Origin of the sequence: Nocardia sp. JCM 34519.1 (genome assembly GCF_020361265.1) — a bacterium.
GTDB classification, from domain to species: Bacteria; Actinomycetota; Actinomycetes; order Mycobacteriales; family Mycobacteriaceae; genus Nocardia; species Nocardia arthritidis_A.
This window is the reverse complement of sequence record NZ_JAIRBR010000009.1, coordinates 83,927-107,080: the sequence shown is the minus strand read 5'-3', so window position 1 is coordinate 107,080 and position 23,154 is coordinate 83,927. Positions and strand designations below refer to the sequence as shown.

23 protein-coding genes are annotated in these 23,154 nt (G+C 67.5%); 13 read left to right on the top strand and 10 right to left on the bottom strand.

Annotated features, from left to right (window positions below):
- Nucleotides 1–58 precede the first annotated feature (58 nt).
- Complete coding sequence (locus tag LGY53_RS22640; protein ID WP_225728695.1) at nt 59–418, top strand: oxidoreductase; 360 nt, start codon at nt 59–61, stop codon at nt 416–418.
- Nucleotides 419–511: 93 nt separating this feature from the next.
- Here LGY53_RS22640 and LGY53_RS22635 read toward each other — a convergent pair whose 3' ends face one another.
- Nucleotides 512–2,023, bottom strand: a complete 1,512-nt coding sequence (locus LGY53_RS22635) for a leucyl aminopeptidase (protein WP_225728694.1) — start codon at nt 2,021–2,023, stop codon at nt 512–514.
- Nucleotides 2,024–2,149: 126 nt separating this feature from the next.
- On the opposite strand from LGY53_RS22635, the gene LGY53_RS22630 reads away from it, so the two are divergent.
- The 3 genes from LGY53_RS22630 to LGY53_RS22620 all read left to right on the top strand — a co-directional run bounded on the left by LGY53_RS22630 (nt 2,150) and on the right by LGY53_RS22620 (nt 5,449).
- A complete protein-coding gene (locus LGY53_RS22630) occupies nt 2,150–2,761 on the top strand; it encodes a GNAT family N-acetyltransferase (protein WP_225728693.1) in 612 nt (203 codons plus the stop codon).
- Nucleotides 2,762–2,840: 79 nt separating this feature from the next.
- Nucleotides 2,841–3,941: a glycine cleavage system aminomethyltransferase GcvT gene (gene gcvT, locus LGY53_RS22625; protein WP_225728692.1), complete on the top strand. Its 1,101-nt coding sequence runs from the start codon at nt 2,841–2,843 to the stop codon at nt 3,939–3,941.
- A gap of 407 nt (nt 3,942–4,348) precedes the next feature.
- Nucleotides 4,349–5,449, top strand: coding sequence for a branched-chain amino acid aminotransferase (locus tag LGY53_RS22620; protein ID WP_225728691.1), 1,101 nt, complete (start codon nt 4,349–4,351; stop codon nt 5,447–5,449).
- Here LGY53_RS22620 and LGY53_RS22615 read toward each other — a convergent pair whose 3' ends face one another.
- The gene (locus LGY53_RS22615; protein ID WP_225728690.1) at nt 5,450–6,163 is read right to left on the bottom strand and encodes an MBL fold metallo-hydrolase; all 714 of its coding nucleotides are present in this window, start codon (nt 6,161–6,163) and stop codon (nt 5,450–5,452) included.
- Nucleotides 6,164–6,366: 203 nt separating this feature from the next.
- On the opposite strand from LGY53_RS22615, the gene LGY53_RS22610 reads away from it, so the two are divergent.
- Nucleotides 6,367–6,954: a chloramphenicol phosphotransferase CPT family protein gene (locus tag LGY53_RS22610; RefSeq protein WP_225728689.1), complete on the top strand. Its 588-nt coding sequence runs from the start codon at nt 6,367–6,369 to the stop codon at nt 6,952–6,954.
- A gap of 54 nt (nt 6,955–7,008) precedes the next feature.
- Here the strand turns inward: LGY53_RS22610 and LGY53_RS22605 are convergent, their stop codons facing one another.
- Both LGY53_RS22605 and cobT read right to left on the bottom strand, forming a co-directional pair.
- Nucleotides 7,009–7,755 carry an adenosylcobinamide-GDP ribazoletransferase gene (locus tag LGY53_RS22605; protein WP_225728688.1) on the bottom strand — a complete coding sequence of 249 codons (747 nt, stop codon included), beginning with the start codon at nt 7,753–7,755 and terminating at the stop codon, nt 7,009–7,011.
- A gap of 429 nt (nt 7,756–8,184) precedes the next feature.
- Complete coding sequence (gene cobT / locus LGY53_RS22600) at nt 8,185–9,285, bottom strand: nicotinate-nucleotide--dimethylbenzimidazole phosphoribosyltransferase (RefSeq protein WP_225728687.1); 1,101 nt, start codon at nt 9,283–9,285, stop codon at nt 8,185–8,187.
- Nucleotides 9,286–9,634: 349 nt separating this feature from the next.
- Here cobT and cobU point away from each other — a divergent pair, with 349 nt between their 5' ends.
- Complete coding sequence (gene cobU / locus LGY53_RS22595) at nt 9,635–10,174, top strand: bifunctional adenosylcobinamide kinase/adenosylcobinamide-phosphate guanylyltransferase (RefSeq protein WP_225728686.1); 540 nt, start codon at nt 9,635–9,637, stop codon at nt 10,172–10,174.
- Between the two features lie 209 nt (nt 10,175–10,383).
- Here cobU and LGY53_RS22590 read toward each other — a convergent pair whose 3' ends face one another.
- On the bottom strand, nt 10,384–11,361 hold the full coding sequence (locus LGY53_RS22590; RefSeq protein ID WP_225728685.1) for a helix-turn-helix domain-containing protein: 978 nt from the start codon (nt 11,359–11,361) through the stop codon (nt 10,384–10,386).
- 87 nt (nt 11,362–11,448) lie between these two features.
- On the opposite strand from LGY53_RS22590, the gene LGY53_RS22585 reads away from it, so the two are divergent.
- Complete coding sequence (locus LGY53_RS22585) at nt 11,449–11,607, top strand: hypothetical protein (RefSeq protein WP_225728684.1); 159 nt, start codon at nt 11,449–11,451, stop codon at nt 11,605–11,607.
- A 154-nt stretch (nt 11,608–11,761) separates the two neighbouring features.
- Here the strand turns inward: LGY53_RS22585 and LGY53_RS22580 are convergent, their stop codons facing one another.
- Nucleotides 11,762–12,370, bottom strand: a complete 609-nt coding sequence (locus LGY53_RS22580; RefSeq protein WP_225728892.1) for a DUF3043 domain-containing protein — start codon at nt 12,368–12,370, stop codon at nt 11,762–11,764.
- A 258-nt stretch (nt 12,371–12,628) separates the two neighbouring features.
- Here LGY53_RS22580 and LGY53_RS22575 point away from each other — a divergent pair, with 258 nt between their 5' ends.
- On the top strand, nt 12,629–12,979 hold the full coding sequence (locus tag LGY53_RS22575; RefSeq protein ID WP_167473779.1) for an iron-sulfur cluster assembly accessory protein: 351 nt from the start codon (nt 12,629–12,631) through the stop codon (nt 12,977–12,979).
- Between the two features lie 298 nt (nt 12,980–13,277).
- Nucleotides 13,278–14,246: a carbohydrate kinase family protein gene (locus tag LGY53_RS22570; protein ID WP_225728683.1), complete on the top strand. Its 969-nt coding sequence runs from the start codon at nt 13,278–13,280 to the stop codon at nt 14,244–14,246.
- Between the two features lie 66 nt (nt 14,247–14,312).
- On the opposite strand, the gene asnB is transcribed toward LGY53_RS22570, so the two are convergent.
- Nucleotides 14,313–16,256, bottom strand: coding sequence for an asparagine synthase (glutamine-hydrolyzing) (asnB, locus tag LGY53_RS22565; protein WP_225728682.1), 1,944 nt, complete (start codon nt 16,254–16,256; stop codon nt 14,313–14,315).
- Between the two features lie 397 nt (nt 16,257–16,653).
- Here asnB and LGY53_RS22560 point away from each other — a divergent pair, with 397 nt between their 5' ends.
- The 4 genes from LGY53_RS22560 (at nt 16,654) to LGY53_RS22545 (ending at nt 20,527) form a co-directional block, all read left to right on the top strand.
- Complete coding sequence (locus LGY53_RS22560) at nt 16,654–17,739, top strand: cytochrome c oxidase subunit II (RefSeq protein WP_167473782.1); 1,086 nt, start codon at nt 16,654–16,656, stop codon at nt 17,737–17,739.
- 13 nt (nt 17,740–17,752) lie between these two features.
- On the top strand, nt 17,753–18,169 hold the full coding sequence (locus LGY53_RS22555) for a cytochrome c oxidase subunit 4 (RefSeq protein ID WP_167473783.1): 417 nt from the start codon (nt 17,753–17,755) through the stop codon (nt 18,167–18,169).
- A 223-nt stretch (nt 18,170–18,392) separates the two neighbouring features.
- The gene (locus LGY53_RS22550) at nt 18,393–19,670 is read left to right on the top strand and encodes an FAD-binding oxidoreductase (protein WP_167473784.1); all 1,278 of its coding nucleotides are present in this window, start codon (nt 18,393–18,395) and stop codon (nt 19,668–19,670) included.
- A gap of 101 nt (nt 19,671–19,771) precedes the next feature.
- Nucleotides 19,772–20,527, top strand: a complete 756-nt coding sequence (locus LGY53_RS22545; protein WP_225728681.1) for an SDR family NAD(P)-dependent oxidoreductase — start codon at nt 19,772–19,774, stop codon at nt 20,525–20,527.
- 139 nt (nt 20,528–20,666) lie between these two features.
- Here the strand turns inward: LGY53_RS22545 and LGY53_RS22540 are convergent, their stop codons facing one another.
- The 3 genes from LGY53_RS22540 to LGY53_RS22530 all read right to left on the bottom strand — a co-directional run bounded on the left by LGY53_RS22540 (nt 20,667) and on the right by LGY53_RS22530 (nt 23,141).
- Nucleotides 20,667–21,128, bottom strand: a complete 462-nt coding sequence (locus tag LGY53_RS22540) for a nitroreductase/quinone reductase family protein (protein WP_225728680.1) — start codon at nt 21,126–21,128, stop codon at nt 20,667–20,669.
- A gap of 151 nt (nt 21,129–21,279) precedes the next feature.
- Nucleotides 21,280–21,522 carry a DUF2007 domain-containing protein gene (locus tag LGY53_RS22535; protein WP_225728679.1) on the bottom strand — a complete coding sequence of 81 codons (243 nt, stop codon included), beginning with the start codon at nt 21,520–21,522 and terminating at the stop codon, nt 21,280–21,282.
- Nucleotides 21,523–21,524: 2 nt separating this feature from the next.
- Nucleotides 21,525–23,141, bottom strand: a complete 1,617-nt coding sequence (locus tag LGY53_RS22530; protein ID WP_225728678.1) for a cytochrome bc complex cytochrome b subunit — start codon at nt 23,139–23,141, stop codon at nt 21,525–21,527.
- Nucleotides 23,142–23,154 lie beyond the last annotated feature (13 nt).

Below are 23,154 nucleotides of genomic sequence, written 5' to 3'. Positions count from 1 at the left end.
GCAAGATGGAATAACCGGCGGGCAGTGCTTCTCCGGGTTGGAAAGGAGGTCGGCGTCGATGGGTTTGCTGGATCGTTTCCGTGGCGCCGCAACCGGGGGCGGCGGGCCGCGTCCCGGTTTCCGGGGGAATGACGACGCCAGGTACCTCGCCGAGTGGGTGCGCACCCATGTCGGCGTGGAAGGCTTCGTCGAACCGAAGACGGCGGTGACCGATGTCACGGTCGTGCTGGTCGCGGCGGACGGCGAATGGACCCGCCGACTCGTCGGCGAGCAGGGTGCGCAGCGGCTTGCCCGTGATTTGCGGATCCCGGTCTACGACGTCGGTAAAACCGGATATCCGCAACGGATGCGGGACTACGACGCGCGCAGGCGGGCCGAGCGGAAGCGGGCCATGGACGAGGATCTGCGCGATCTATAGTTTCCAGCTATCGATCCGATTGTCGCCGAATGCCTTACGCATCGAAACGGCCCACCGGGATCCGATGGGCCGTCGCGTCACGGGACGAAACGATTACTCGGCCGCGATATCCTCGATCACCGCGATGAGGGTGCGCACCGGAACGCCGGTGCCGCCCTTGCCGATGTAGCCGAACGGTCCGCCGGTGTTGTACGCCGGACCCGCGACGTCCAGGTGCGCCCACTGCACGCCCTCGGGCACGAACTCCTTGAGGAACAGCCCGGCCAGCAGCATGCCGCCATTGCGGTGCGCGGCGACATTGGCCAGGTCGGCGATCTTGGAGTTCAGGTCGGGCCGCAGATCGGCGGGCAGCGGCATGGCCCAGCCGTTCTCGCCCACCTCGCGGGAGATCCTGGCGACCCGGTCGCGGAATTCGTCGGTGCCCATCACGCCGGGCGTGCGGGTGCCGAGTGCGACGAGCTGCGCGCCGGTCAGGGTCGCGACGTCGATCAGGTAGTCGGGACCGTCCTCACCGGCCCGCACGATGGCGTCGGCCAGGATCAGCCGTCCCTCGGCGTCGGTGTTGATCACCTCGACGGTGGTGCCGCCGTACTGGGTGAGCACATCGCCCGGCCGCTGTGCGGTGGCCGACGGCATGTTCTCCGCCATCGGCACCGTCGCGGTGACCGTGACCGGCACGCCGAGGCGCGCCGCCAGCAGTGTGGTGGCCACGACGGCGGCCGCGCCCGCCATATCGGAGGTCATATTCTCCATGTTCTGCGCGGGCTTGATGGAGATGCCGCCGGTGTCGAAGGTGATGCCCTTGCCGATCAGCGCGACCTTCTTCGGGCCGCCCTGGTAGGTGATCCGGATCAGCCGCGGCGGCCGCGACGAACCCTTGCCGACCCCGAGCACGCCGCCGTAACCGGCTGCCTCCAAGGCCTTTTCGTCGAGCACCTCGACCTCCAGCCCGGCGCCCTCGGCCAATGCCTGTGCGCGCGAGGCGAATTCGGCCGGGTAGAGGTGGCTGGGCGGGGTGTTCACGAAATCCCGTGCGGTGGCGACGGCCTCGGCGACCAACTGCGCACGGGTGAGCGCGGCGTCACCGAATTCCGGTTCGGGAACGAGGAATTCGACCCGAGCCACCGGACGCTCGTCGGGCTTGGGCGCCGACTTGTCCGAGCGGAACGGAGTGAACGAGTACGCCCCCAGGTAGAAACCCTCCGCCGCGGCACCGAGATCCAGTCCGCCGAGGGTGGTCGCGACGAGTTCGGTGCCGGTCAGCGCGCGCGCCGCGGTACCGGCCGAGCGGCGGATCTGTTCGGCGTCGACCTTGTCGGGCGCGCCGAGGCCGACCGCGAGCACGCTGGTGACGCCGGCCAGTCCGGACGGCGCGGGGATCCGGTGCGATTCCTCCGCCTTGCCCTTGGCGCCGACCGCGCCCAGTTGGTCGAGCAGTTCGGCGCGCAGGTCGTCGGTGAGAATGTCGCCGAACAGGTCGGCGGGGGCGATCGCGGGACCGGCATCGGAGGAGGTGAGTCCGATGACGAGCACATCGGTATCGGGTCCGATGGTTTGGACACGGGCCAGTTCCGGTCCGAGTGGGCGATCTGCAACAGCTGTCATGGGCACAGGCTATGCGGTCGGTTCGCGGTGGACGGATCCGGTCACACCGCCGATGCCCGATTTCGTGCCATCGCGCCGGCGCGCCGCTACGTTGGCGAGTGGTCGGCAACGAACGAAAGGGTATGGATGGAAACCGGATTGACGGTGCGCCGGGCGGGCGCGGCCGATCGGGACGCGCTGATCGCCGCCTACGCCGCCGCGAACGCCGACGAGGCGGTGTTCGAATGGATTTCGGCGGGCTATCCGGTCGAGGCGATTCAGGCCGGGTTCGTGCCGGAACTGATCGATACCGCGCTGGCCGAGGACGAGATCTGGGTGGCCGGGCCCGGCGCCGAGATCTGGACGGTATCGATCTGGCAGACGCTCACCGACCTCGATCGCGCGACCGCGGTGGCAGTAGAGACCCGGGCGCAGGCCGACGCGCTGCCGGATGTGCGTCCGGTACGCCGTGCGGCGGAGGTCATGGAGTTGCTGGCGCGTGAACATCCGCGCGAATTCCCGCACGGCTATTTGCAGATCGTGGTCACCCGCCCGGAACACCGGGGGAAGGGTTCGACCTCGGCGATACTGGCCGACCGGTTGAAGGCCGCGTCGGATCGCGGTCTGCCGGTATTCCTGGAGGCCAGCACCGAGGGCTCGGCCCGGCTGTACGCGCGGCACGGTTTCACTGCCGAGCCGGTCACTCATGAGCTGCCGGAGTCCGGACCGACCTTGCGCCCGATGTGGTTTCGCGGGTAATCCGCGGCCGAGATCTGCTTCATCCCATGATCCGCCGGGTAGCGGCCCAGGCGCGGTATCGGGCGGTTAAGCTCGCCCCGTGACCGACTCGAACCTGCTGCAAGGCCCCATTCATGCCGTCCATGCCGAGCTGGGCGCCACATTCGCGCCGTTCGGCGGGTGGGAGATGCCCGTCTCGTACGCGGGCACGGTCGCCGAGCACCAGTCGGTGCGCACCGCGGTCGGGTTGTTCGACGTCAGCCACCTCGGCAAGGCGACGGTGCGCGGTGCGGGCGCAGCCGAATTCGTGAATTCGGCGCTCACCAACGACCTCGGCCGGATCCGGCCGGGCAAGGCGCAGTACACGCTGTGCTGCACGCCCGACGGCGGCGTGATCGACGACTTGATCGCCTACTACGTCGCCGACGACGAGATCTTCCTGGTGCCCAACGCCGCCAACACCGCCGCCGTCGTCGCCGAACTGCAGAAGGCCGCGCCGGAGGGCATCACCATCACCGACGAACACCGCGACTACGCGGTATTCGCGGTGCAGGGCCCGAAATCGACCGAGGTGCTCACCGCGCTCGGCCTGCCGACCGACCAGGAGTACATGGCGTACACCGACGCCGAATGGGAGGGTCGCCCGGTGCGCGTCTGCCGCACCGGCTACACCGGTGAACACGGCTACGAACTGCTGCCCCGCTGGGCCGACGCCGAACCGCTGTTCCGCGCGCTGACCGAACAGGTGCGGGCGGCGGGCGGCCAACCCGCCGGGCTCGGCGCCCGCGACACCCTGCGCACCGAAATGGGCTACCCGCTGCACGGCCACGAATTGTCGACGGAGATCTCGCCGGTGCAGGCGCGCTGCGGCTGGGCGGTCGGCTGGAAGAAGCCGCAGTTCTGGGGCAAGGCCGCGCTGGAACAGGAGAAGTCGGCGGGCCCCCGCCGAATCCTGTTGGGGCTGAAGGCACTCGACCGTGGCGTACTACGCCAGGGTCAGGCCGTGCTGCGGGATGGCGAGACCGTGGGCGAGACCACCTCCGGTACTTTCTCGCCCACGTTGAAGATCGGTATCGCACTCGCGCTGCTCGACACCGCGGCGGGTATCGAGCCGGGCGCCGAGGTGGAGGTGGACGTGCGCGGTCGTCGGCTGCGCTGTGAGGTTGTTCGTCCGCCGTTCGTGGCGGCTCGTACCGCGTAAATCGTTATGGCGCAAAGTTGATCGGTGCGTCGGATGTCGTCGGTGTGGTGTCACCGGCAATCCGGCGCACCGATCACAGGCCCGTGCCTGACGATGAGACGCGTTGCCGACCTGCGGATTTCGCTTCATCGTGGGTGCCGAATCGCTGTCCGCACGCACATGGCGTGTCGCATTCGGCGAGTCGTGTTCGGAATGGGGGATTTTCGATGTGTGAGCGTGCCTGACAGGTGTGCGCGGTCGGCACGTTTTGCTCAGTGGACGCGGGGATCGGCCGGGCGTTGCTGTGCAAGCTGCTCAGGAATGGGCGTATTGCGGGAATACGCTGGTCCACCTGGTGGGGGCAGCTTGGCAACCGGGTTAGCGGATCGGGCGCACCTGAGCGAATCCGCCCGGATAGGATCGGGGCTATGACCGTCGCCGCACAGTTCAGTCGTGTTCCGCATCCCGCCCCTACTCCGGCGCAGCGGGTACAGGAAATTCTGGCGGCACCCGGATTCGGGCGCTTCTTCACCGACCACATGGTGTCCGTCGACTACGTCGAGGGCGAGGGCTGGGGCAATGCGAAGGTCACGCCGTACGGTCCGCTTCCGATGGATCCGGCCACCATGGTCTTCCACTACGGTCAGGCCATCTTCGAGGGTCTGAAGGCCTACCGTCAGCACGACGGCAGCATCTCCTGTTTCCGCATCGATGCCAATGCCGCCCGCTTCCGCCGGTCCGCGCGCCGGATGGCGATGGCCGAACTGCCCGACGAGCTGTTCATCGAATCCGTGCGCCAGCTGCTGGCCGTCGACGCCGACTGGGTGCCGCCCGCGGGTGGCGAGGAATCGCTGTACCTGCGCCCGTTCATGTTCGCCACCGAGGCGGGCCTCGGCGTGAAACCCGCCTCCGCGTACAAGTACCTGCTACTCGGTTCGCCGGCGGGCGCCTACTTCCCGCGCGGTGTGAAGCCGGTGCGGGTGTGGCTGTCCACCGAATACGTGCGCGCCGCACCCGGCGGCACCGGTGAGGCCAAGGTGGCAGGCAACTACGCCGCCTCGCTGCTGGCCCAGGCGCAGGCCACCGAGAAGGGCTGCGACCAGGTGGTCTGGCTGGACGCGTGCGAGCGGCGCTACGTCGAGGAAATGGGCACCAACAACCTGTTCTTCGTCTTCGGGTCGGGTTCGCAGGCGCGCCTGGTCACCCCCGAATTGTCCGGGTCACTGCTGCCCGGCATCACCCGCGACTCGCTGCTCACCCTGGCCGCCGACTCCGGCTATGTGGTCGAGGAGCGCAAGATCTCCGTCGAGGAATGGCGCAAGGGTGCCGAATCCGGTGAGATCACCGAGGTTTTCGGCTGCGGAACCGCCGCCGTGATCACCCCGGTCGGCTGGGTGCGGACCGAGGAGGGCGAATTCGCCATCAACGGCGGCGAGCCCGGCGAGGTCACCATGGCCCTGCGCGACACCCTCACCGGCATCCAGCGCGGCACCTTCGCCGATATCCACGGCTGGATGACCCCGATGTGATCAGCCGGGCATGAACATGTGCCATTGCTCGAGGGTCTGCGGCCGCATGACGTAGTTGTTGTCGCGGACGTAGGACAGGCTCGCGGACGGTTCGGCGGAGTACCAGTGCCCCGGATACACCACCGGATCGCCCTGCAGTCCGGCGAGATAGCGGAGGCTGCGGAACATTTCGTCGGAGTCGCCGCCGGGGAAGTCGGTGCGGCCGCATCCGTCGACGAACAGGGTGTCGCCCGCGATCAGCCGGTTGTCGAACAGGAAGCATTGGCTGCCCGGTGTGTGGCCCGGGGTGTGCAGCAGTTCGATCTCGAAGGCGCCGACGGCGATCTTGTCGCCGTGCTCGTGCCCGGTGAGCTCGCTCGGTGCGATACCGGTGACATTGGCCACCCAGTCCAGCTCCTGCGCGTTGACATGCACTGGGACGCTGACATTTTCGAGCAGTTCCCGGACCCCGCCCAGCGTGAAGCCGAGCATGGTGCCGCCGACGTGGTCCGGGTGATGGTGGGTGGCGAGCACACCGGTCAACCGCAGCCCGTCCGCCGCGGCGGCGTCGACGAGGTCGCTCGCCGCGTACGCCGGATCGACCACCACACATTCGCCCGTCTCCCGATCGCCGATCAGGTAGGCGAAATTGCGCATCTGCGTCGCGATCGGATCGCCGACGGCATAGTCGCGACCCGACAGCAACTGACGAAAATACAGGCGCTCAGAGGACATACGCCCACCCTATTGCCCCCGCCGCAGTCCCGTCCGCCGACATCCCACTAAGTAGTCAACAGTCCAGATATGCGACGGCGTCTTATCAACGTCGAACCCGCCGACCGCCGCTGCGCCATCGAGCCACGGTTGGGGCCATGACTTTTCGACCAGCTGGCGGCGGACGGTCTCGGGCCGATCCGAAGACTGGCTAGCGTGAGCGGATGCGGAGCCTTGAACTCCCTCATCGGGTGATCTTTCTCAACGGCACATCGAGCGCGGGTAAGACCACCCTGGCCAAGGCCATCCAGGATGAGAGCGACGTCCCGTTCGTCTACTGGGGGATCGACACCCTGTTCGGGTTGGTGCCGCCGAATTGGGGTGGTGGACGCGACGGGCCGCTGAGCCGCGACGGATTCTGGTACGACCGCACCGGTCGTGACGCGGACGGTCACCCGCTTGTGGTCATCCGTTACGGCCCCGCCGGGCGCCGAATGCTGCGGTCGGCCTGCACCGCGGCCGCCGAATTCGTCCGTGGCGGCGATCATCTGGTGATCGACGAGATGCTGCTGACCCCGGACCTGCTGTCGATATGGATGGACGCACTGACCGGCCTGGACGTCCAGCTGGTCGCCGTCACCTGCCCACTGGCCATCGCCGAGAAGCGAGAGCTGGCCCGTGGCAACGAAATTGGATTGGCCCGAGGCCACCTTCGCACGGTCCACGACCACGGCTACACCTACGACACGATCGTCGATACGACCACTGGAACCCCCGTCGAACTGGCCAGGGCAGTACTGCGGTCTGCATAGGGCAGGCCGATGCCCGCTACGGCGGGCGGATCGCTGAACCGGCGCGGTCTGTGGTCAGGCGAGTGAGCAGCCGAATGCCGTTATCGCTACGGCGATTTCGATCACGGCGCCGAGCACGTCGCCGGAGAGTCCGCCGAATCTGCGGACGCAGTGACGGACGATCACGACTGTCGCCGCCAGTCCGGCGAGTACCGTGACCGGTCCGGACCAGCGGTGCTCGGGTATCGCGAAAAAGGCTGCGGCCGCGGCGAATACGGCCCAGAGCGCGCCTGTCGTCGCCCGCTGTGTTCCGGCGACCAGCGCGCCGAACCCGGCATCGGGTGCGGACTCGATGCCCCGGCGGCAGGCGAGCACCACCGCGACCCGTCCGGCCGTCACCGCGAGCGCCACCGCGAACCAGCGCCGCTCACCGGCCAACGCCGCGAACGAAAACGTTTGCACCCCAACGGCGAATACGATGGCGGCCACCCCGAACGGCCCGGCCCCACCGCTTTTCATGATCTCTCGCGCCCGCTCCGGCGGACCATACGACCCCAACCCGTCGGCCGTATCCGCGAGACCATCCAAATGCATTCCGCGCGTAACCAATGCCAACGCCCCGACCACAAGCAACCCGGCCAGCGACGCGGTCGCCCCGCCCCACCGCAACAACCAAAGCAACCCCGCCGCCCCACCCCCGAGCAGCACTCCAACCAAGGGCGCCAACGCAATAGCCCGCCCCGCCACCACCCGATCGACCTCGCCCGGCCCCCGCACCGGCAACACCGTCAGCCACGACAGCGCCAACCGCACCCCGTTCACGCCGCCCCCTCACGCGGCGCTTCGGCCGAGGGTGCCGAAGCAATCGCCCGCCCGGTCGTCGTCGAATCTGTCTGCTCCGGTTCCTGTTCCGGCGATTCTGACGGCCGCGGCAGTGCCAGCCGGACCGCGTTCACGCGATGTCCTCGTGCGTTGCCCGGGCCGAGTATGCCGAGGCAATCGCTCGCCCGGCCATCGTTCGAATTTGTTTGCTCCGGTTCTTGTCTCGGTGATTCTGACGGCCGCGGCCGTGCCAGCGGCACGGCGTTCACGCTGCGGCCTCGCGCGGTGCTCGGGCCGAGAGCGCCGAGGTAATCGCCTGCCCGGACGACTCCCAGGTACCGCTGGTAAGGAATTCACCGGCGCGGCCTGGCATTGCGGCACAGTGAGTCATCGCCCTGTTGCGCTTTGGACGAGGAGCCAGCGCGATGGTCATTTCTGGAGTTCGACGCTGGAGTCGGCTGGCTCGGCGGCGGTGCTGACACCTGCTTCGGCGAAGGTGGCCATTTCGCTGAGGGTAGCGACGGCGGCGCGGAGGATGGGGAGGGCGGTGAGGGCGCCGGAGCCCTCGCCGAGGCGCATGCCGAGGTCGACGAGCGGTTCCAGGTCGAGGTGTTTCAGTGCCAGGGCATGCGCGGGTTCGGTGGAGCGGTGCCCGGCCAGCCACCAGGCCTGCGCGCCGGGCGCGAGATCCGCGGCGAGGACGGCGGCCGCGGTGACTACGACGCCGTCGAGGATCACCGGGGTGCGGCGGGTGGCGGCCTGCGCGAGAAATCCGGCCATGGCGGCGAAGTCGGCGCCCGCGGCGACCCGGAGCAGTTCGACCGGATCCTTGGCGACCGGGCGGGCGCGGCGCATCGCATCCCGGATCGCCGCGACCTTGCGGATCCAGCCCGCGTCATCGATGCCGGTGCCGCGGCCGACGGCGGCGACCGGTTCGGTGCCGGTGCGGGTGGCGATGAGAACGGTGGCGGGGGTGGTGTTGCCGATGCCCATATCGCCCGCGATCAGCAGGTCGGCGCCCGCGTCGATCTCCTCGTCGGCGATGGCCCGGCCCGCGGCGATGGCGGCGTCGACCTCGTCGGCGCGCAATGCGTCCTCCCGATCGATCGAACCGCTCGACCGCCGCACCTTGTGCGCGCTGACCCGCGGGTCGGTGTCGGCGTCGACCGAGATATCGGCGACCCGCACGGTCGCACCCGCCACCGCGGCCAGGGTGTTCACCGCGGCGCCGCCGCCGAGGAAGTTGGCGACCATCTGCGCGGTCACCTCGCTCGGATACGCCGAAACCCCTTGGCGCGCAACGCCGTGATCCCCGGCGAATACCACGACCCTGGCCCGGGCGAACTGCTTCGGCGGGCACACACCCTGGCAGGCCGCGACCCAGTTGCCGAGCACCTCCAACCGCCCCAGCGACCCATCGGGTTTGGTCAGCTGCCCCTGCCGCTGTTCGGCCGCCACCCGCACCTGCGCGTCCGGTGGCGCAACCGGTCCGAATCCGCTTGTCACAATCGAGCCTTTCGGTAGAGGCATTCGCCGCTCATTTTCCGGCCCAATCTTGCCCGCCGCCCCCGCCGCCCCGCACACCACCCGCGCGGGTCGGCAGCGATCCTGGGATCGGCGGCTTCCGCGAGGACTGCTCCGCCATCGCGATCGAAGCCGCGACGGATATGCGGTCCGGCACCGACGCCGGACAAGCCTGCGCATGAGCGGTTGGCTTACGAAGCGGAAGTGTCTGCTCGGCGTCGATGCTCGGCGAAATCACATCTTGCGTACCGAGCCGATTGGAAATGAATCCGCAACGGTGTGGAACGAACTCGCGGTCGGCGACTCGGCGCGAGCGAGTAGTGGGCGGCCGGATCCGGTTGCTACCGTGCAGAACGTGTCGGAAAGCGCCGGAGCCCTGCGAACTCTCGTTCTCGGCGGCGCGCGCTCGGGGAAGTCGGGGTATGCCGAGCAGCTCGCGTCGGAGGCGGGCCGTCCGGTGCGCTATCTCGCTACGTCGGTCCCCGATCCCGCCGATACGGATTTCGCCGAGCGGATCGCCGCTCATCGCGCGCGCCGCCCCGCCGATTGGACCGTGGTGGAAAGCGCCGATCCGGCAACGGTTCTCGCGGATATCGCCCCGGTCACCCTGATCGACGACATCGGCACCTGGCTCACCGCCCGCATCGATGCGCGTGCTGCTTGGGAGCTGCCGCGCGGCACCGTCGCGCCCGAGTTGGACGCGCTGGTGCGGGCCGTTGCCGACTACCGGGAACGCCTCATCATCGTCAGCCCGGAGGTCGGCATGGGTGTTATCCCCGCGCATCGCTCGGGGCGGCTGTTCCGCGACGAGATCGGCGGGCTCAACCAGCGCTTGGCGAACATCTGCGACGAGGTCTTCCTTGTCGTCGCCGGAATTCCGATGCGCGTCAAATGAACTCGGCTCCGTCCGGACGTTCGCGGGTTCGGCGAACCTGACTCGTGCCAGACACTGGACAACGCGACCTGTCACCGCGCCGCTCGTGCTCGACCTTATCCACGAAATGTCTTGGCGGAACGGGCCAGAGCGAGAATTGCGTCGGCCTAGGCAGACAATAGCGGCCGTAAAGCGCCGAAAGTAGGCAAATAACAGCCGATACTGTCCGCTCAGGCCGGATACGGAACTTCGGCGTTCACCCCGAATCGCCGCCGATACTCCGTCGGCGCGATGCCGACGAGGCGCTGGAAGTGGTGGCGCAGCAGCGCGCCGGAGCCGAATCCGGAGCGTCCCGCGATCTGTTCCAGCCCGAGATCGGTGTCCTCCAGCAGGTGTTTGGCGAGCAGCACCCGCTGGTTGGTCAGCCATTTCACCGGTGTCGTCCCGGTTTCGGCGGCGAACCGGCGGGCGAAGGTGCGGGTGGACATCGCGGAGCGGGCGGCCAGATCCTCGATGGTGTGCGGGAGTTCGAGGTTCTCGCCCATCCATTCCAGGGTCTGCACCAGGCTGTCGGATGTGCAGGCGGCGACCGGGCGCTCGATGAACTGCCGCTGCCCGCCGTCGCGCTGCGGCGGCACCACCATGCGCCGGGCGATGGCGTTGGCGACCGAACTGCCGAGTTCGCGGCGCACCAGGTGCAGCGCCGCGTCGATGCCCGCCGCGGTGCCCGCGCTGGTGATCAGGTTGCCGGAGTCGACGAAGAGCACATCGGGATCGACGGTGGCGAGCGGGAACTGTTCGGTGAGTTTGTCGACGTAGCGCCAGTGTGTGGTGACCTTCTGCCCGTCGAGGAGGCCGGCGTGGCCGGCCAGGAAGGCGCCGGAGCAGACGGTGAGCACGATGGCGCCCGCGTCGGCGGCGGCGCGTATCGCGTCGAGCACCCGGTGATCGGGTGGCAGTCCGTCGTCGTAGTAGGCGGGGATGCCGATCAGATCGGCGTCGGATAGTGCGTCCAGTCCGTATTCGGGGGTGACCGACACTCCGGGACTGTTACACGGCAGCGGCACGCCTGGTTCGGCGCCGCAGACCTTGAAATCGAATACCGGCAGGCCATCCGAGCTGCGGTCGAGACCGAACACCTCACAGAGGACCCCGAATTCGAACATGGCGACCCGTCGGGAGAGCACGACGGCGACCTTCGAGAGCATGCCTCACAGTGTATATGGCAGCATATTTACGAAGCGTGACATTCCTGCCACTTTCGGCGGGAACTCGATGAGCGCAAAATTACTGCCATGATTACTTTCCTGCTCAGCCTCGCAGTCATCGTCGGATTCGCCGTCATCATCGCCCATTACACCGCCCGCTTCGGCTCCACCGACATCGTCGACCGGGACGCCCAGCGCCGCGACCACGACCTCACCGTGCTGCTGGGCCGCACCTCGCACAGGTGATGTGTGCGGCGTCCGCGTGCCGATGCGGACCGACCAGCGACCGACTACATCCACCGAATATGAAAAGATCCGTGCCCGAACGGCAACGATCACGCTTCGTGAGCGTCCCGCCGTTCGGGCACGGACTGTTTCGAGCTCGGACGAGATGGCGAAACTACACGGCCTCGCCGGGGCTGACCCTGGGTTTGGGCGCCCGCATCTTCCTGATCTGCGAGGCCCGCACGAACGCGTACCAGCCGAGACCGAATCCGGCGTCGGTGGTGTCGGGGTAGCGCTCGCGCACCCGGTTGTTCACGATCCGGCCGAGGATGACGCCCTCGATGATCATGAACAGCATCATCACCAGCATGGCCAGCGTGACGATCGTTTGCAGCGCGGGCGCGACGAACATGGACAGGATCAGTACCAGCGCCATCGGCATGAACAACCCGACCAGGTTGCGCCGCGCGTCGACGAGATCGCGCACGTACGCCCGGACCGGACCCTGGTCACGCGGCAGCAGGTACTTGTCCTCGCCCGCGAGCATTCTGGCCCGGCGGTCCTGCGCCGCGGCGCGCCGCTCGGCGGAGGCGGCCTTGCGCTCCTCGCGGGTGCCGCGCACGGCCTTGCGCCGGGCCCGCGCCTCCTTGGCGGTCAGCGGCGCCGGAGCGACCGGGCCGCGCCGTTTGCCTTGTGCCTCACGGCGTTTCGGAGTTGGGCGGCCCTTGCCCGGGGTGACGGTGGTGGTCCGACGAGTGGAGCCTGCGGCGGAATCATCGTCCACGACCGCCGTCGTCTCGGCGGTCGCGTCGGTGGTGCTGGACTCGCCGCGACGGAACAATTTCACGCGACCAGGCTATTCGATGCCGGACGCGCGACGAAATGGGCATCGCCCGCGCGCGGTGCGCGAGGTCACCCGGGCCGCTTCGTAACCCGCCCGCGGTGGTGGCAAGATGGGAATAGCAGCTCGCCGAGTGGTGTTGACCGACACGACCCGTGCGCTGTTCACGGGTTGACCACAGGTGTCCCTTTAGGAGAGTTCATGACTGTGCAGAACGAGACCGCCACCCACGGTGTGACTCTGACCGATGCCGCCGCCGCCAAGGCGAAGGCGCTGCTGGATCAGGAGGGTCGCGACGACCTGGCGCTGCGGATCGCCGTGCAGCCCGGTGGTTGTGCCGGCCTGCGCTACCAGCTCTTCTTCGACGATCGCACGCTGGATGGCGACCTCACCGTCGATTTCGGCGGCGTCAAGCTGGCCGTGGACCGGATGAGCGCTCCCTACGTGCAGGGCGCGTCGATCGATTTCGTCGACACGATCGAGAAGCAGGGTTTCACCATCGACAACCCGAACGCCACCGGCTCCTGCGCCTGCGGCGATTCGTTCAACTGAACAGCGCCGCTTACTCGTGGGTGATCCATGCTCATGGGGAGCATTCGCTTAGCTCGTTTCGCTCGTGTCTTGTGGGGGCGAAGCCCCCACACCCCACCCGGCGGGGCTCCGCCCCCCGGACCCCCAACCGGCCCTCGCCGTAACGGTGATCGGGCCGGTATTGCTGTCCGGACCGCGCCGGGATCCCTTGACTGGCAATAGCGTCGAGCCCGTGTCGAGTCCGGTGAGCTACGGTTAGGTCAGGGATGTCAGTCCCTTTCTCTCCCGTCTGTCGCCTACCGTTGAAGGGCTCAGCTCCGTGTCCATCGCCGTTTCCGCGTCCATCGCGACCGACCATCTCATGCGCTTCCCCGGGCGGTTCGCCGACGCATTGCTGGCCGATCAGCTCGACCACGTGTCCGTGAGCTTCCTCGTCGACGATCTGCAGATCCGGCGCGGCGGTGTCGCGGGAAATATCGCATTCGCCATGGGCGTGCTCAACCGTAATCCGCTGCTGGTCGGCGCGGTCGGCGCGGATTTCGCCGACTATCGCGCCTGGCTCGAGGAGCACGGTGTCGACTGCTCCGGCGTGCGCATTTCCACCAAGGCGCACACCGCGCGCTTCATCTGCACCACCGATGACGATATGGCGCAGATCGCGTCGTTCTATCCGGGCGCGATGAGCGAATCCCGCGAGATCACCATCGGTGAACTGGCCCAGGCGCATTCGCTGGATCTGGTGCTGGTCGGCGCCAACGATCCGGACGCCATGCTGCTGCACACCGAGCAGGCGCGCGAACTCGGCATCCCGTTCGCCGCCGACCCGTCCCAGCAGTTGGCCCGCCTCGACGGCGAGCAGGCGCTGCGGCTGATCGATGGCGCCGCATACCTTTTCACCAATAAGTACGAGCTCGGCCTGCTGCTGCAGAAGACCGGCCTGAGCGAGGCCGAGATCGCCCAGCGGGTCGGCATCCGGGTGACGACGCTCGGCAAGGACGGTGTCCGCATCGTCGACCGCGACGGCACCGAGGTGCACGTCGGCGTGGTGCCCGAGCGGGAGCGGGTGGAGCCCACCGGCGTCGGTGACGCCTTCCGCGCCGGCTTCCTCACCGGCCACACCGCGGGGTTGAGCCTGGAGCGGTCCGCGCAACTGGGTTCGCTGGTCGCGGTGCTGGTGCTGGAGACCATGGGCACCCAGGAGTGGACGCTCAACAAGGACGAGGCCCTGGAGCGCCTCACCGCCGCCTACGGCGCGGATGCCGCCGCCGACATCAAACCGCTGCTCTGATCCGAGCCGCTCCGATACGAACTGTGCCCCTGAGCCGAAAAGCTCAGGGGCACAGTCATATCCGGGTCAGAGCGCAATCGGGTAGGTCGGCTCCTTGATATCCGGCTTGATCCGGTTCTCCACGAAGATCCCGTGCCACACCATGAACACCAGCAGCGTCCACAGCCTGCGGCTGTGATCGACGCGCCCGGCGCGGTGCTCGTCCAGCATGCCCTTGACGGCCGCCTTGTCGAGCAGGTGATCGGTCTGCGATTCGGCGATCTGCTGCTGGGCCCAGTCGTGCAATTCGCTGCCGCGCAGCCAATGCCGCAGCGGCACCGGGAATCCCAGCTTCGGCCGGTGCAGCACGTGGCCGGGGATGATCTCCTCCAGCGCCTGGCGCAGCGCGTATTTCGTGGTGTCCTTGGTGAGTTTCTGGTCGACGGGCAGTCGCTCGGCGACCTTCAGCACCTCGGAATCCAGGAACGGCACCCGCAGTTCGAGCGAGTTGGCCATGGTGATCTTGTCGGCCTTGACCAGGATGTCGCCGCGCAGCCAGGTGAACAGGTCCAGATGCTGCATGCGTGCCGTCGGATCCCAGCCGCGCGACTGCTCGTAGATGGCGGCGGTGACGTCCCGGTGGGTCCATTCGGGCCGGAAATCGCGCAGCACGGCCCGCAATTGGGCGTCGTCGAAGTTGCGCGCGTTGCCGTAGTAGCGCTCCTCGAGGGTGAGCGAGCCGCGGCGCAGCAGGCTCTTACCCCTGGTGCCGTCCGGAATCCGGTCGGACAGCTTGCCCGCCAGCCGCCGCAACCCACCGGGCAGGTATTCGAACGACTTGAGCGACAACGGTTCCCGATAGATCGTGTACCCGCCGAACAATTCGTCCGCGCCCTCACCGGAGAGCACCACCTTGACGTGCTTGCGCGCCTCCTTGGCCACGAAGTACAGCGGGACCAGCGCCGGGTCGGCCACCGGATCGTCGAGGTACCAGACGATTTCGGGAATGGCCTCGGCGAATTCGGTGGGGGAGACCACCTTCACGACGTGCCGCGCGCCGATCGCCTCGGCGGTCTCGGCGGCCACATCGGCCTCCGAATAGCCCTCGCGCTCGAATGCGCTGGTGAAGGTGATGAGCTTCGGGTTGTGCCGGATGGCGAGCGCCGCCGTCGCGGTGGAATCGATGCCGCCGGACAGGAACGCGCCGACGGTCACATCCGCGCGCATATGCTTGGCGACCGAATCCTCCAGTGCCGCGGTGATTTCCCGGATCCGCGCCCGCTCGGTGCCCGGCGCGAACGAGCTCGAGCTGAACCGGGGCCGGAAGTAGCGCGAAATCTGCGGTGCGGCACCGGGTTTCACGGTCGCGTAGCTGCCCGATTCGAGGCGGCGAATATCCTTGTGCAGCGTCTCCGGCTCGGGCACGTACTGCAGCACCGCGTAGTGCTCCAGCGCGCGCGGATCGAGCTCCTCGCCGAGGCCGAGCGGGGCGAGCAGTTCCAGCAGGCTCTTCTTCTCGCTGCCGAACGCGGTGCCGCCGGGGCCGGTGGCCAGGAACAGCGGCTTGATCCCGAACGGGTCACGGGCCAGGAACAATTCACCGGTCTCGGTATCCCAGATCGCGAACGCGAACATGCCGCGCAGCTTGTGCAGCACCTCGAGACCCCAGTAATGGAATCCGGCGACGATCGACTCACCGTCGCCCTGGGTGCGGAACATCGAGCCGTCCGGGAACTCCGCTCCGTGTGCCTCGGCGAGTTCGGCGCGCAGCTCCAGGTAGTTGTAGATCTCGCCGTTGAAGGCGAGCGCATAACGTTCCCGGTTCTCCGGCGGACCCCAGTGCAGCGGCTGATGCGAGAGCTCGAGATCGATCAGCGCCAAACGATTGAACCCGAAGATCAGATGTTCGTCGTGCCAGGTGCCGCGATCGTCCGGGCCGCGATGCCGCGCGCAGTGCAGCGCATGATACACCCGCTCCACGACGTCATCGGTTGCCGCGTCAGATGTCAGGAATCCGAGCAGTCCACACACGGCGTCGGCAACCTCGCTTCTCCGGTCGAGCCCCGGGTCGGCGGGGCGTCCAAATGTCTTGGTGAGTGCACATCGTTGTCGGCGCCTGGGTGCGCGCGCCCGCGGGCCGAAATGCTGTGTCCGAGTATGCCGCACGCGCCGGATTCGTGCCCCGGAGGATGGCGTCGCGACGGCAAATCGCAGGTGGCCGCGTCGGGTTGCGGATCGGCGGAGTGTCGAATGCGACCCGACGTCAAACAGGGCGCCGGTTTGGTCTACGCTGCGTAGTACTCAGGTCATTCTTAGGAAGCGCATGTCTTCCGGAGGGCTGGCCTGAAACGTGCTTAGTACGTGTCGGCGGGCGTTCGCGGCCCGCCGGCGCAATGTCGGAATGTGTGGCGACCAGGAAGGCGTGAGCGTGGCGCACAAGGCGAGCGAAGAGATCGGGGCACGACCCGTCAAGGGTCGGCGGGGCCGCATCCTTCGGCGGGCCGGGCTGGCGGTGTCCTTGGGGATCACCGCGGTGCTCGTCTCGGGCTGCTCGATCGACAATGTTTGGCTGCGGTTCGGCTGGCCCTCCGGTGTCACCCCGCAGGCCACCCGGATGCGGGAGCTGTGGACCTACTCGGTGCTCGCCGCGTTGGCCATGGGTGTGCTGGTGTGGGGTCTGACCTTCTGGACCGTCACCTTCCACCGCAAGAAGGCCGATTCGCCCGAGTTCCCGCGGCAGACCGGCTACAACGTGCCGCTGGAGCTGACCTACACGGCGATTCCGTTCGTGATCATCGCGGTGCTGTTCTACTTCACCGTCGTCGTGCAGAACTACGTGCACGAGAAGGTGTCGGACCCGGACGTGACGGTCGACGTCACCGCGTTCCAGTGGAACTGGAAGTTCGGCTACCGCAACGTCGACTTCAAGGACGGCTACAAGTTCGACGGCATCGACAAGGAAAAGGAAGCCGCGAACCAGGAGCAGCTCGAGAAGTACAAGGAGCGCACCGAGGACGGTCACCCGCAGCCGGGGCCCGTGCACGGTAAGCCGGCCAACGACATCCTGTCCTACCTGCACTACGACAAGGTCGAGACCGTCGGCTCCAGCACCGAGGTTCCGGTTCTGGTGCTGCCGACCAACCGGGTCATCGAGTTCCAGCTGGCCGCCGCCGACGTGATCCACGCCTTCTGGGTGCCGGAGTTCCTGTTCAAGCGCGACGTTATGCCGAACCCGAAGGAAAACCACTCGGACAACGTCTTCCAGATCACCAAGATCGAGAAGGAGGGCGCGTTCGTCGGCCGCTGCGCCGAGATGTGCGGCACCTTCCACTCGATGATGAACTTCGAGGTCCGCGCGGTCACGCCGGAGAAGTTCACCAAGTACCTCGACGCGCGCAAGGACGGCAAGACCAACGCCGAGGCGCTCGCGAGCATCGGTGAGTCGCCGGTCGCCACGTCCACCAGGCCGTTCAACACCGACCGCACCACCAAGACCGCGGCCGAGGCAAAGTAAGGACTGATCTGACATGAAGATCGAAGCGCGGATTTTCGAACTGCTCACGGTGTTCTTCGTCATCGTGGCGATCGTCTACGGCTTCTTCACCGGACAGTCGCGCACCGGCGTGGAGTGGGCGGGCACCACCGCCACCGTGCTCACCGCGGGGCTGTCGCTGATCATCGGCACCTACTTCCGATTCGTCGCCCGCCGCCTGGACCTGCGTCCGGAGGATTACGAGGACGCCGAAATCGTGGACGGCGCAGGCGATCTGGGCTTCTTCTCGCCCGGCAGCTTCTGGCCCATCACGCTGGCCGCGGCCGGCTCGGTGACCGCGCTGGGCCTGGCCTTCTTCCAGCTCTGGCTGATCGCCATCGGCGTGCTGTGCGTGCTCGGCGCCGCCGCGGGCCTGGTGTTCGAGTACTACCTCGGCCCTGAGAAGCACTGAGCGTCAGTTTCTTTCGAAGCGTCCCGCCGGAACTCCGGTGGGGCGCTTCGTTTTTGCTGGAAATGGGCTTTTCGGCGCCGCGGCCGTCCGTGTTACGGCGTGTCAAGGGAGCTGACGAGCAGTAGCATGATCATCCCTGCTCAACGGGGGTTCGAGGGCCGCGGAAAATTGGGGTCCGATTCGAGTGAGCGTGTCGCGCCGGGCTGTGGTTGGATTTCGTGCCATGAGCACGCCGCGTTCCGTTGCCGCCGAAGAGTATCTACCCCGCGACACCGCGGATGTCGTTCGCACCGTTCGGGATTCGCGGGGGCGGGCGGAACGGCTGACGATTGTCGGCGGCGACAACGTCGACGACGGGTTCGCGCTGCCCGATCAGCGCACGGTGGTGTCGCTGCGCCGGATGAATCAGGTGCTCGATATCAACCTGGGCCGTAAGACGGTGCGCGTGCAGGCCGGGGCCAAACTGTCCGATATCGATCGCAGGCTCGGCGCGCACGGGCTCGGGCTGCCGATCGTCGGCGACCACCGCGATATCACTGCGGGCGGTTTCGCCTCCGTCGGCGGGGTGAGCACCGCATCGCACAAGTACGGCCTGTTCATCGACCGGGTCGTCGACCTGGAATACGTCGACACCGACGGGCGGATCGGCACCTGCGGTCGCAACCACCACACCGAGCGATTCCACCGGATCCTCGGCGCGGGCGGGCGCGCGGGCATAATCACCGCGCTCACCCTCGACGTGGTCGAGGTCGACAAGGAGCACACCTGGTTGACCACCGACGCGGACCGCTTCCTCGACTTCGATTCGTTCGTCGAGCACGCGCACGCGCAGATCCTGCATCCGGGCACCGCCTCGCTGCAGGTGGGCCGCTGGGTGGACACCGCACCGCTCAAGGTTTCCCGCCCGGTCGGCACCGGCAATATCCAGCTGGGCACGGTGCGGTTCGGTCAGTGGTCCAGTCTGCATCCCACCACGCCGACCCGCGGTCTGCGGGCCCGGCGTGAGGCGGGCACCAGGACCCGGAAATCGTTGGGCGCCATCGCATCCGCCGCGGGCGGCCGCGCGGGTATGCCGGTCCGCAACGCGGCGGCGGCCGCGCTGATGTTCGCGCCCAAGGTGCTCACCTTGCGCGACGCCGAATACCTCGCCGACACCCAGCTCAGCTCGTCCGAGCGCGGGCCCGCCTACCGGGTCGGCGTTTTCGCGCCGCTGTCCAACTACGCGTCGGTGTTCTACCGGCTACACGATCTGTTCTCCGGGCACCGGGAGCAGACCGGCTGCTTCACCGTCATCTCCGCGATGACCTACGGTGTGCGGTCGCCGTACCTGCGCGAGGAGGCCGCGGCGCGCGGGATTCCGGGCGAGGAGCACGGGCTCATCACCTTCACCTGCCGGTTGCGGCCGTCCGCGCTGCCCTCGGAGCTGTTGCGGGACATCGTTTCCGGGATCGACGAGATCTGCCGGTCCGAACACGCCATGCGGTACGAGTCCGGCGATTAGACTGCCATCGTCGCCGGAAGGTAGCGGCGGCGATTCGGCACTGTCGGCGGGGTGTCGATGCGTGTGCCTCAGCTCGTTCGTCCGTGAAGGTTGCTGTGCCGATGCTCGAATTCCGTACCTCGCCGAATCATCGCCGCGTCGAACCCGTGGAATCCATTGCGGGTCTGCGCATTCTGCTCACCGACGCCTGCTCCGGCGTCGGCCGTGCCACCGCGGCGCTCCTCGCGTCACGCGGTGCGCGGCTGTTGCTGGTGGGTCGGCGCGGGGATCGGCTCGTCCCGCTATCCGAGGAACTCGGTCGGGTCGGCGCGCAGGTGCACTGGTGTCGCTGCGATATCGCCGCACTGGGTGACGTCGATCAATTGACCGATTGGGTGCTACGCGAATTCGGTTCGGTCGATGTGCTGATCAACAATGCCGGCCGGCCGCTGTGCCGCCCGGTCGCCCAATCCGTCGACCGCTTCCGCGACTATCAGCGCACCATGGCCGCCGAATATTTCGGCCCGCTGCGCCTCACCCTCGGCCTGCTGCCAGCCATGCTCGCCGCGGGCTCCGGACAGGTGATCAACGTCGCCCCCGAAAATACCGGCGCCACATCGAATTTCGCGCCATACACGAGCGCGCAGGCGGCGTGGACGGCCTTCGCCGAATGCGCGGCCGCCGAACTGTCTCCGCAGGGTGTGCAGGTGACCTCGGTGCGGTATGCGGGCGTGTCCGCTGCCGAGGAGCCGGATTTCGGTTTCGACGCCGAAACGGTGGCACGTAAGGTCGCGGCGGTCATCCAAGTGCGGCAGTTGCGGCAGGAGACGCGGATGCCGCCGGAAGCGGCGCGGTTATCGCGTGCGTTCGGGTTGTGATTTGGAGTGGTCGGTGCGTTGGGTGCTTGGTCGCGTCGCTACGACGACGTAATCGCCCGAGCGGCGCGACCACGTTTCGACATGCCGATCCGTCCTGACCGGGGCCGGAGCCCGAACCGCCGCGTCCCGTCGCCGAACCTCACGTGGCAGGGGTGAGTTTCAGGATCGGGATGACTCGGTCGGTCTTCTCCTGATATTCGATATACCGGTGATGCTCGGTGGTGATTCGTTTCCATGCCGCCTCGCGTTGTTCGCCGGTCAACTGTTGCGCGACGACCCGGAACTTCTTGCCGCCCACCTCGATCCACACCTGGTCCGGATGTGCGGCGATGTTGTGGTACCAGCCCGGATGCTGGATCGATCCGGCCATGGATGCGACGACGAGCCAGCCGTCGCCGTCGGCGAAGCGGGAGAGGACGACCGTGTGTTGCCGGCCGCTCTTCGCGCCGACGGTGGTCAGGTAGAGCAGGTCCATGCCCAGGTAGCGGTCGCCGCGCAGGCGATGGTAGCGCCGCATGACCCCCATCAGGACGCGGACGAAGCCATTGGATGAGAACGGGCGCGTACCCCTGGTGCCCGCCGGGGTTTTGCGAATGCTCATGGAGCCAAGCCTTTCGGTCGGAACTCGTGCGATCAGCATGGCACCGCGAGATCCCGATGGGCGGAAAACGAAGGCCCCGAACAGTGTTCGGGGCCTTCGCGTCAACCCGGTGGGTGGTGAGAGGTGGCTGACCACCGGGTGATGGGTGCTGTCAGGCGGTATTGCTGCACAGCACCTCGTAGGCGCGTACGGCGTCTTCGGGAAACACCAGTACCCGCCACGGTTTCCGGCTGATCGGGCCCGGCGCCCCGGCCGGGCCGGTGGTCGCGCGGATCCCGTTGGCCCGCAAGAGGTCCCGCACGGTGCGTGCGGTGATCGGGTCGGGCACGGTCGCCGCGGCGGCCAGCAGACCGTAGTCGTCGGCCGGTGGCGCGGATCGGTTGGGCCGCAACATGATCAGTGCCCCTCGCGGTCGCGCTTCTGGTATTCCAGGAGCACGGCCAGCTGCTTGCGTTCCTCGGCATGTTCGATCTCGAAGTGCTTCTCGCTCTCCTGCCGCGGATCGGCCCGCAGGAAGCTGCCGAGCCCGGGTTTGCCCGCCGAGCCCAGCTTGTTCATCTTCTTCGGCACCGGAGCCCCCTGGTATGCCAGCGGTACCGGATGCCCGTGCTCGTCGACGGGGCCGAGCGCCTGATGCACCTCGACGTACGCACCGTGCGGCAGCCGCTTGACGAGGCCGGTCTCGATGCCGTGCTCCAGCACCGCCCGGTCGCTGCGCTGCAAGCCGAGGCAGAACCGGTAGGTGATGAAATACGCGATGGGCGGGGCGATCAGCATGCCGATGCGGCCCATCCAGGTGGTGGCGTTGAGCGAGATATCGAACTTCAGCGCGATGACGTCGTTCAGGCACGACAACGTGAGCACCAGATAGAAGGTGACCGCCATCGCGCCGATCGCCGTGCGCACCGGCGCATCGCGCGGCCGCTGCAGCAGGTTGTGGCGGGCGTTGTCCTTGGTCAGCCGCTTCTCGATCCACGGGTACATGACGAGCGCCGTGAACACCAGACCCATGATTACCGCGACCCAGAAGGCCGAGGGGATGGTGTATCTGCCGAGATAGATCTCCCATGGCGGCACCAGCCGGGCGAGCCCGTCGGTCCACATCATGTAGAAATCCGGCGCCGATCCCGCCGACACCTGCGCCGGGTTGTACGGGCCCAACTGCCAGATCGGGTTGATCTGGAAGACGCCGCCCATCACCGCGAGCACACCGAGGGTGAACATGAAGAACGCGCCCTGGTCGGCGGCGAACACCGGGACGATGCGCGCGCCGACCACATTGCGTTCCGAGCGGCCAGGCCCGGGGAACTGCGTGTGCTTCTGATACCAGACCAGCGCGATATGCGCCGCGATCAATGCGAGCATGATGCCGGGGAACAGCAGCACATGCGTGATGAACAGGCGCGGAATCAATACCGTCCCTGGGAATTCGCCACCGAACAGCGTCCAGTGGATCCAGGTGCCGATGATCGGGATGCTCATCGTGATACCGCCCAGCGGTGAACGCAGGCCGGTGCCGGACAGCAGATCGTCGGGCAGCGAGTAGCCGAAATAGCCCTCGAACAAGGCCAGGATCAGCAGCAGCGAGCCGATCACCCAGTTCGCCTCGCGCGGCTTGCGGAACGCGCCGGTGAAGAAGACGCGCAGGCAGTGCAGGATCATTCCGGCCACGAAAAGCAGTGCGGCCCAATGGTGTACCTGCCGCACGAACAGTCCGCCGCGCACCTCGAACGAGATGTTGAGCGAGCTGGCGTACGCCGCGGACATATGCACCCCGCGCATCGGCTGATACGCGCCGTCGTATACGACCTCCTGCATCGACGGATCGAAGAACAGCGTCAGGTAGATGCCGGAGATCAGCAGGATGATGAAGCTGTACAGGCAGATCTCGCCGAGCAGGAAGGCCCAGTGGGTCGGAAAGACCTTGTTGATCGAGCGTTTGAGGAATGCGGCGGCCCGGTAGCGCTCGTCGGCTGCGTCGGCGCGCGCGGCCACCTTCGCGCCCGCACTCATCGGTTGATCCCGG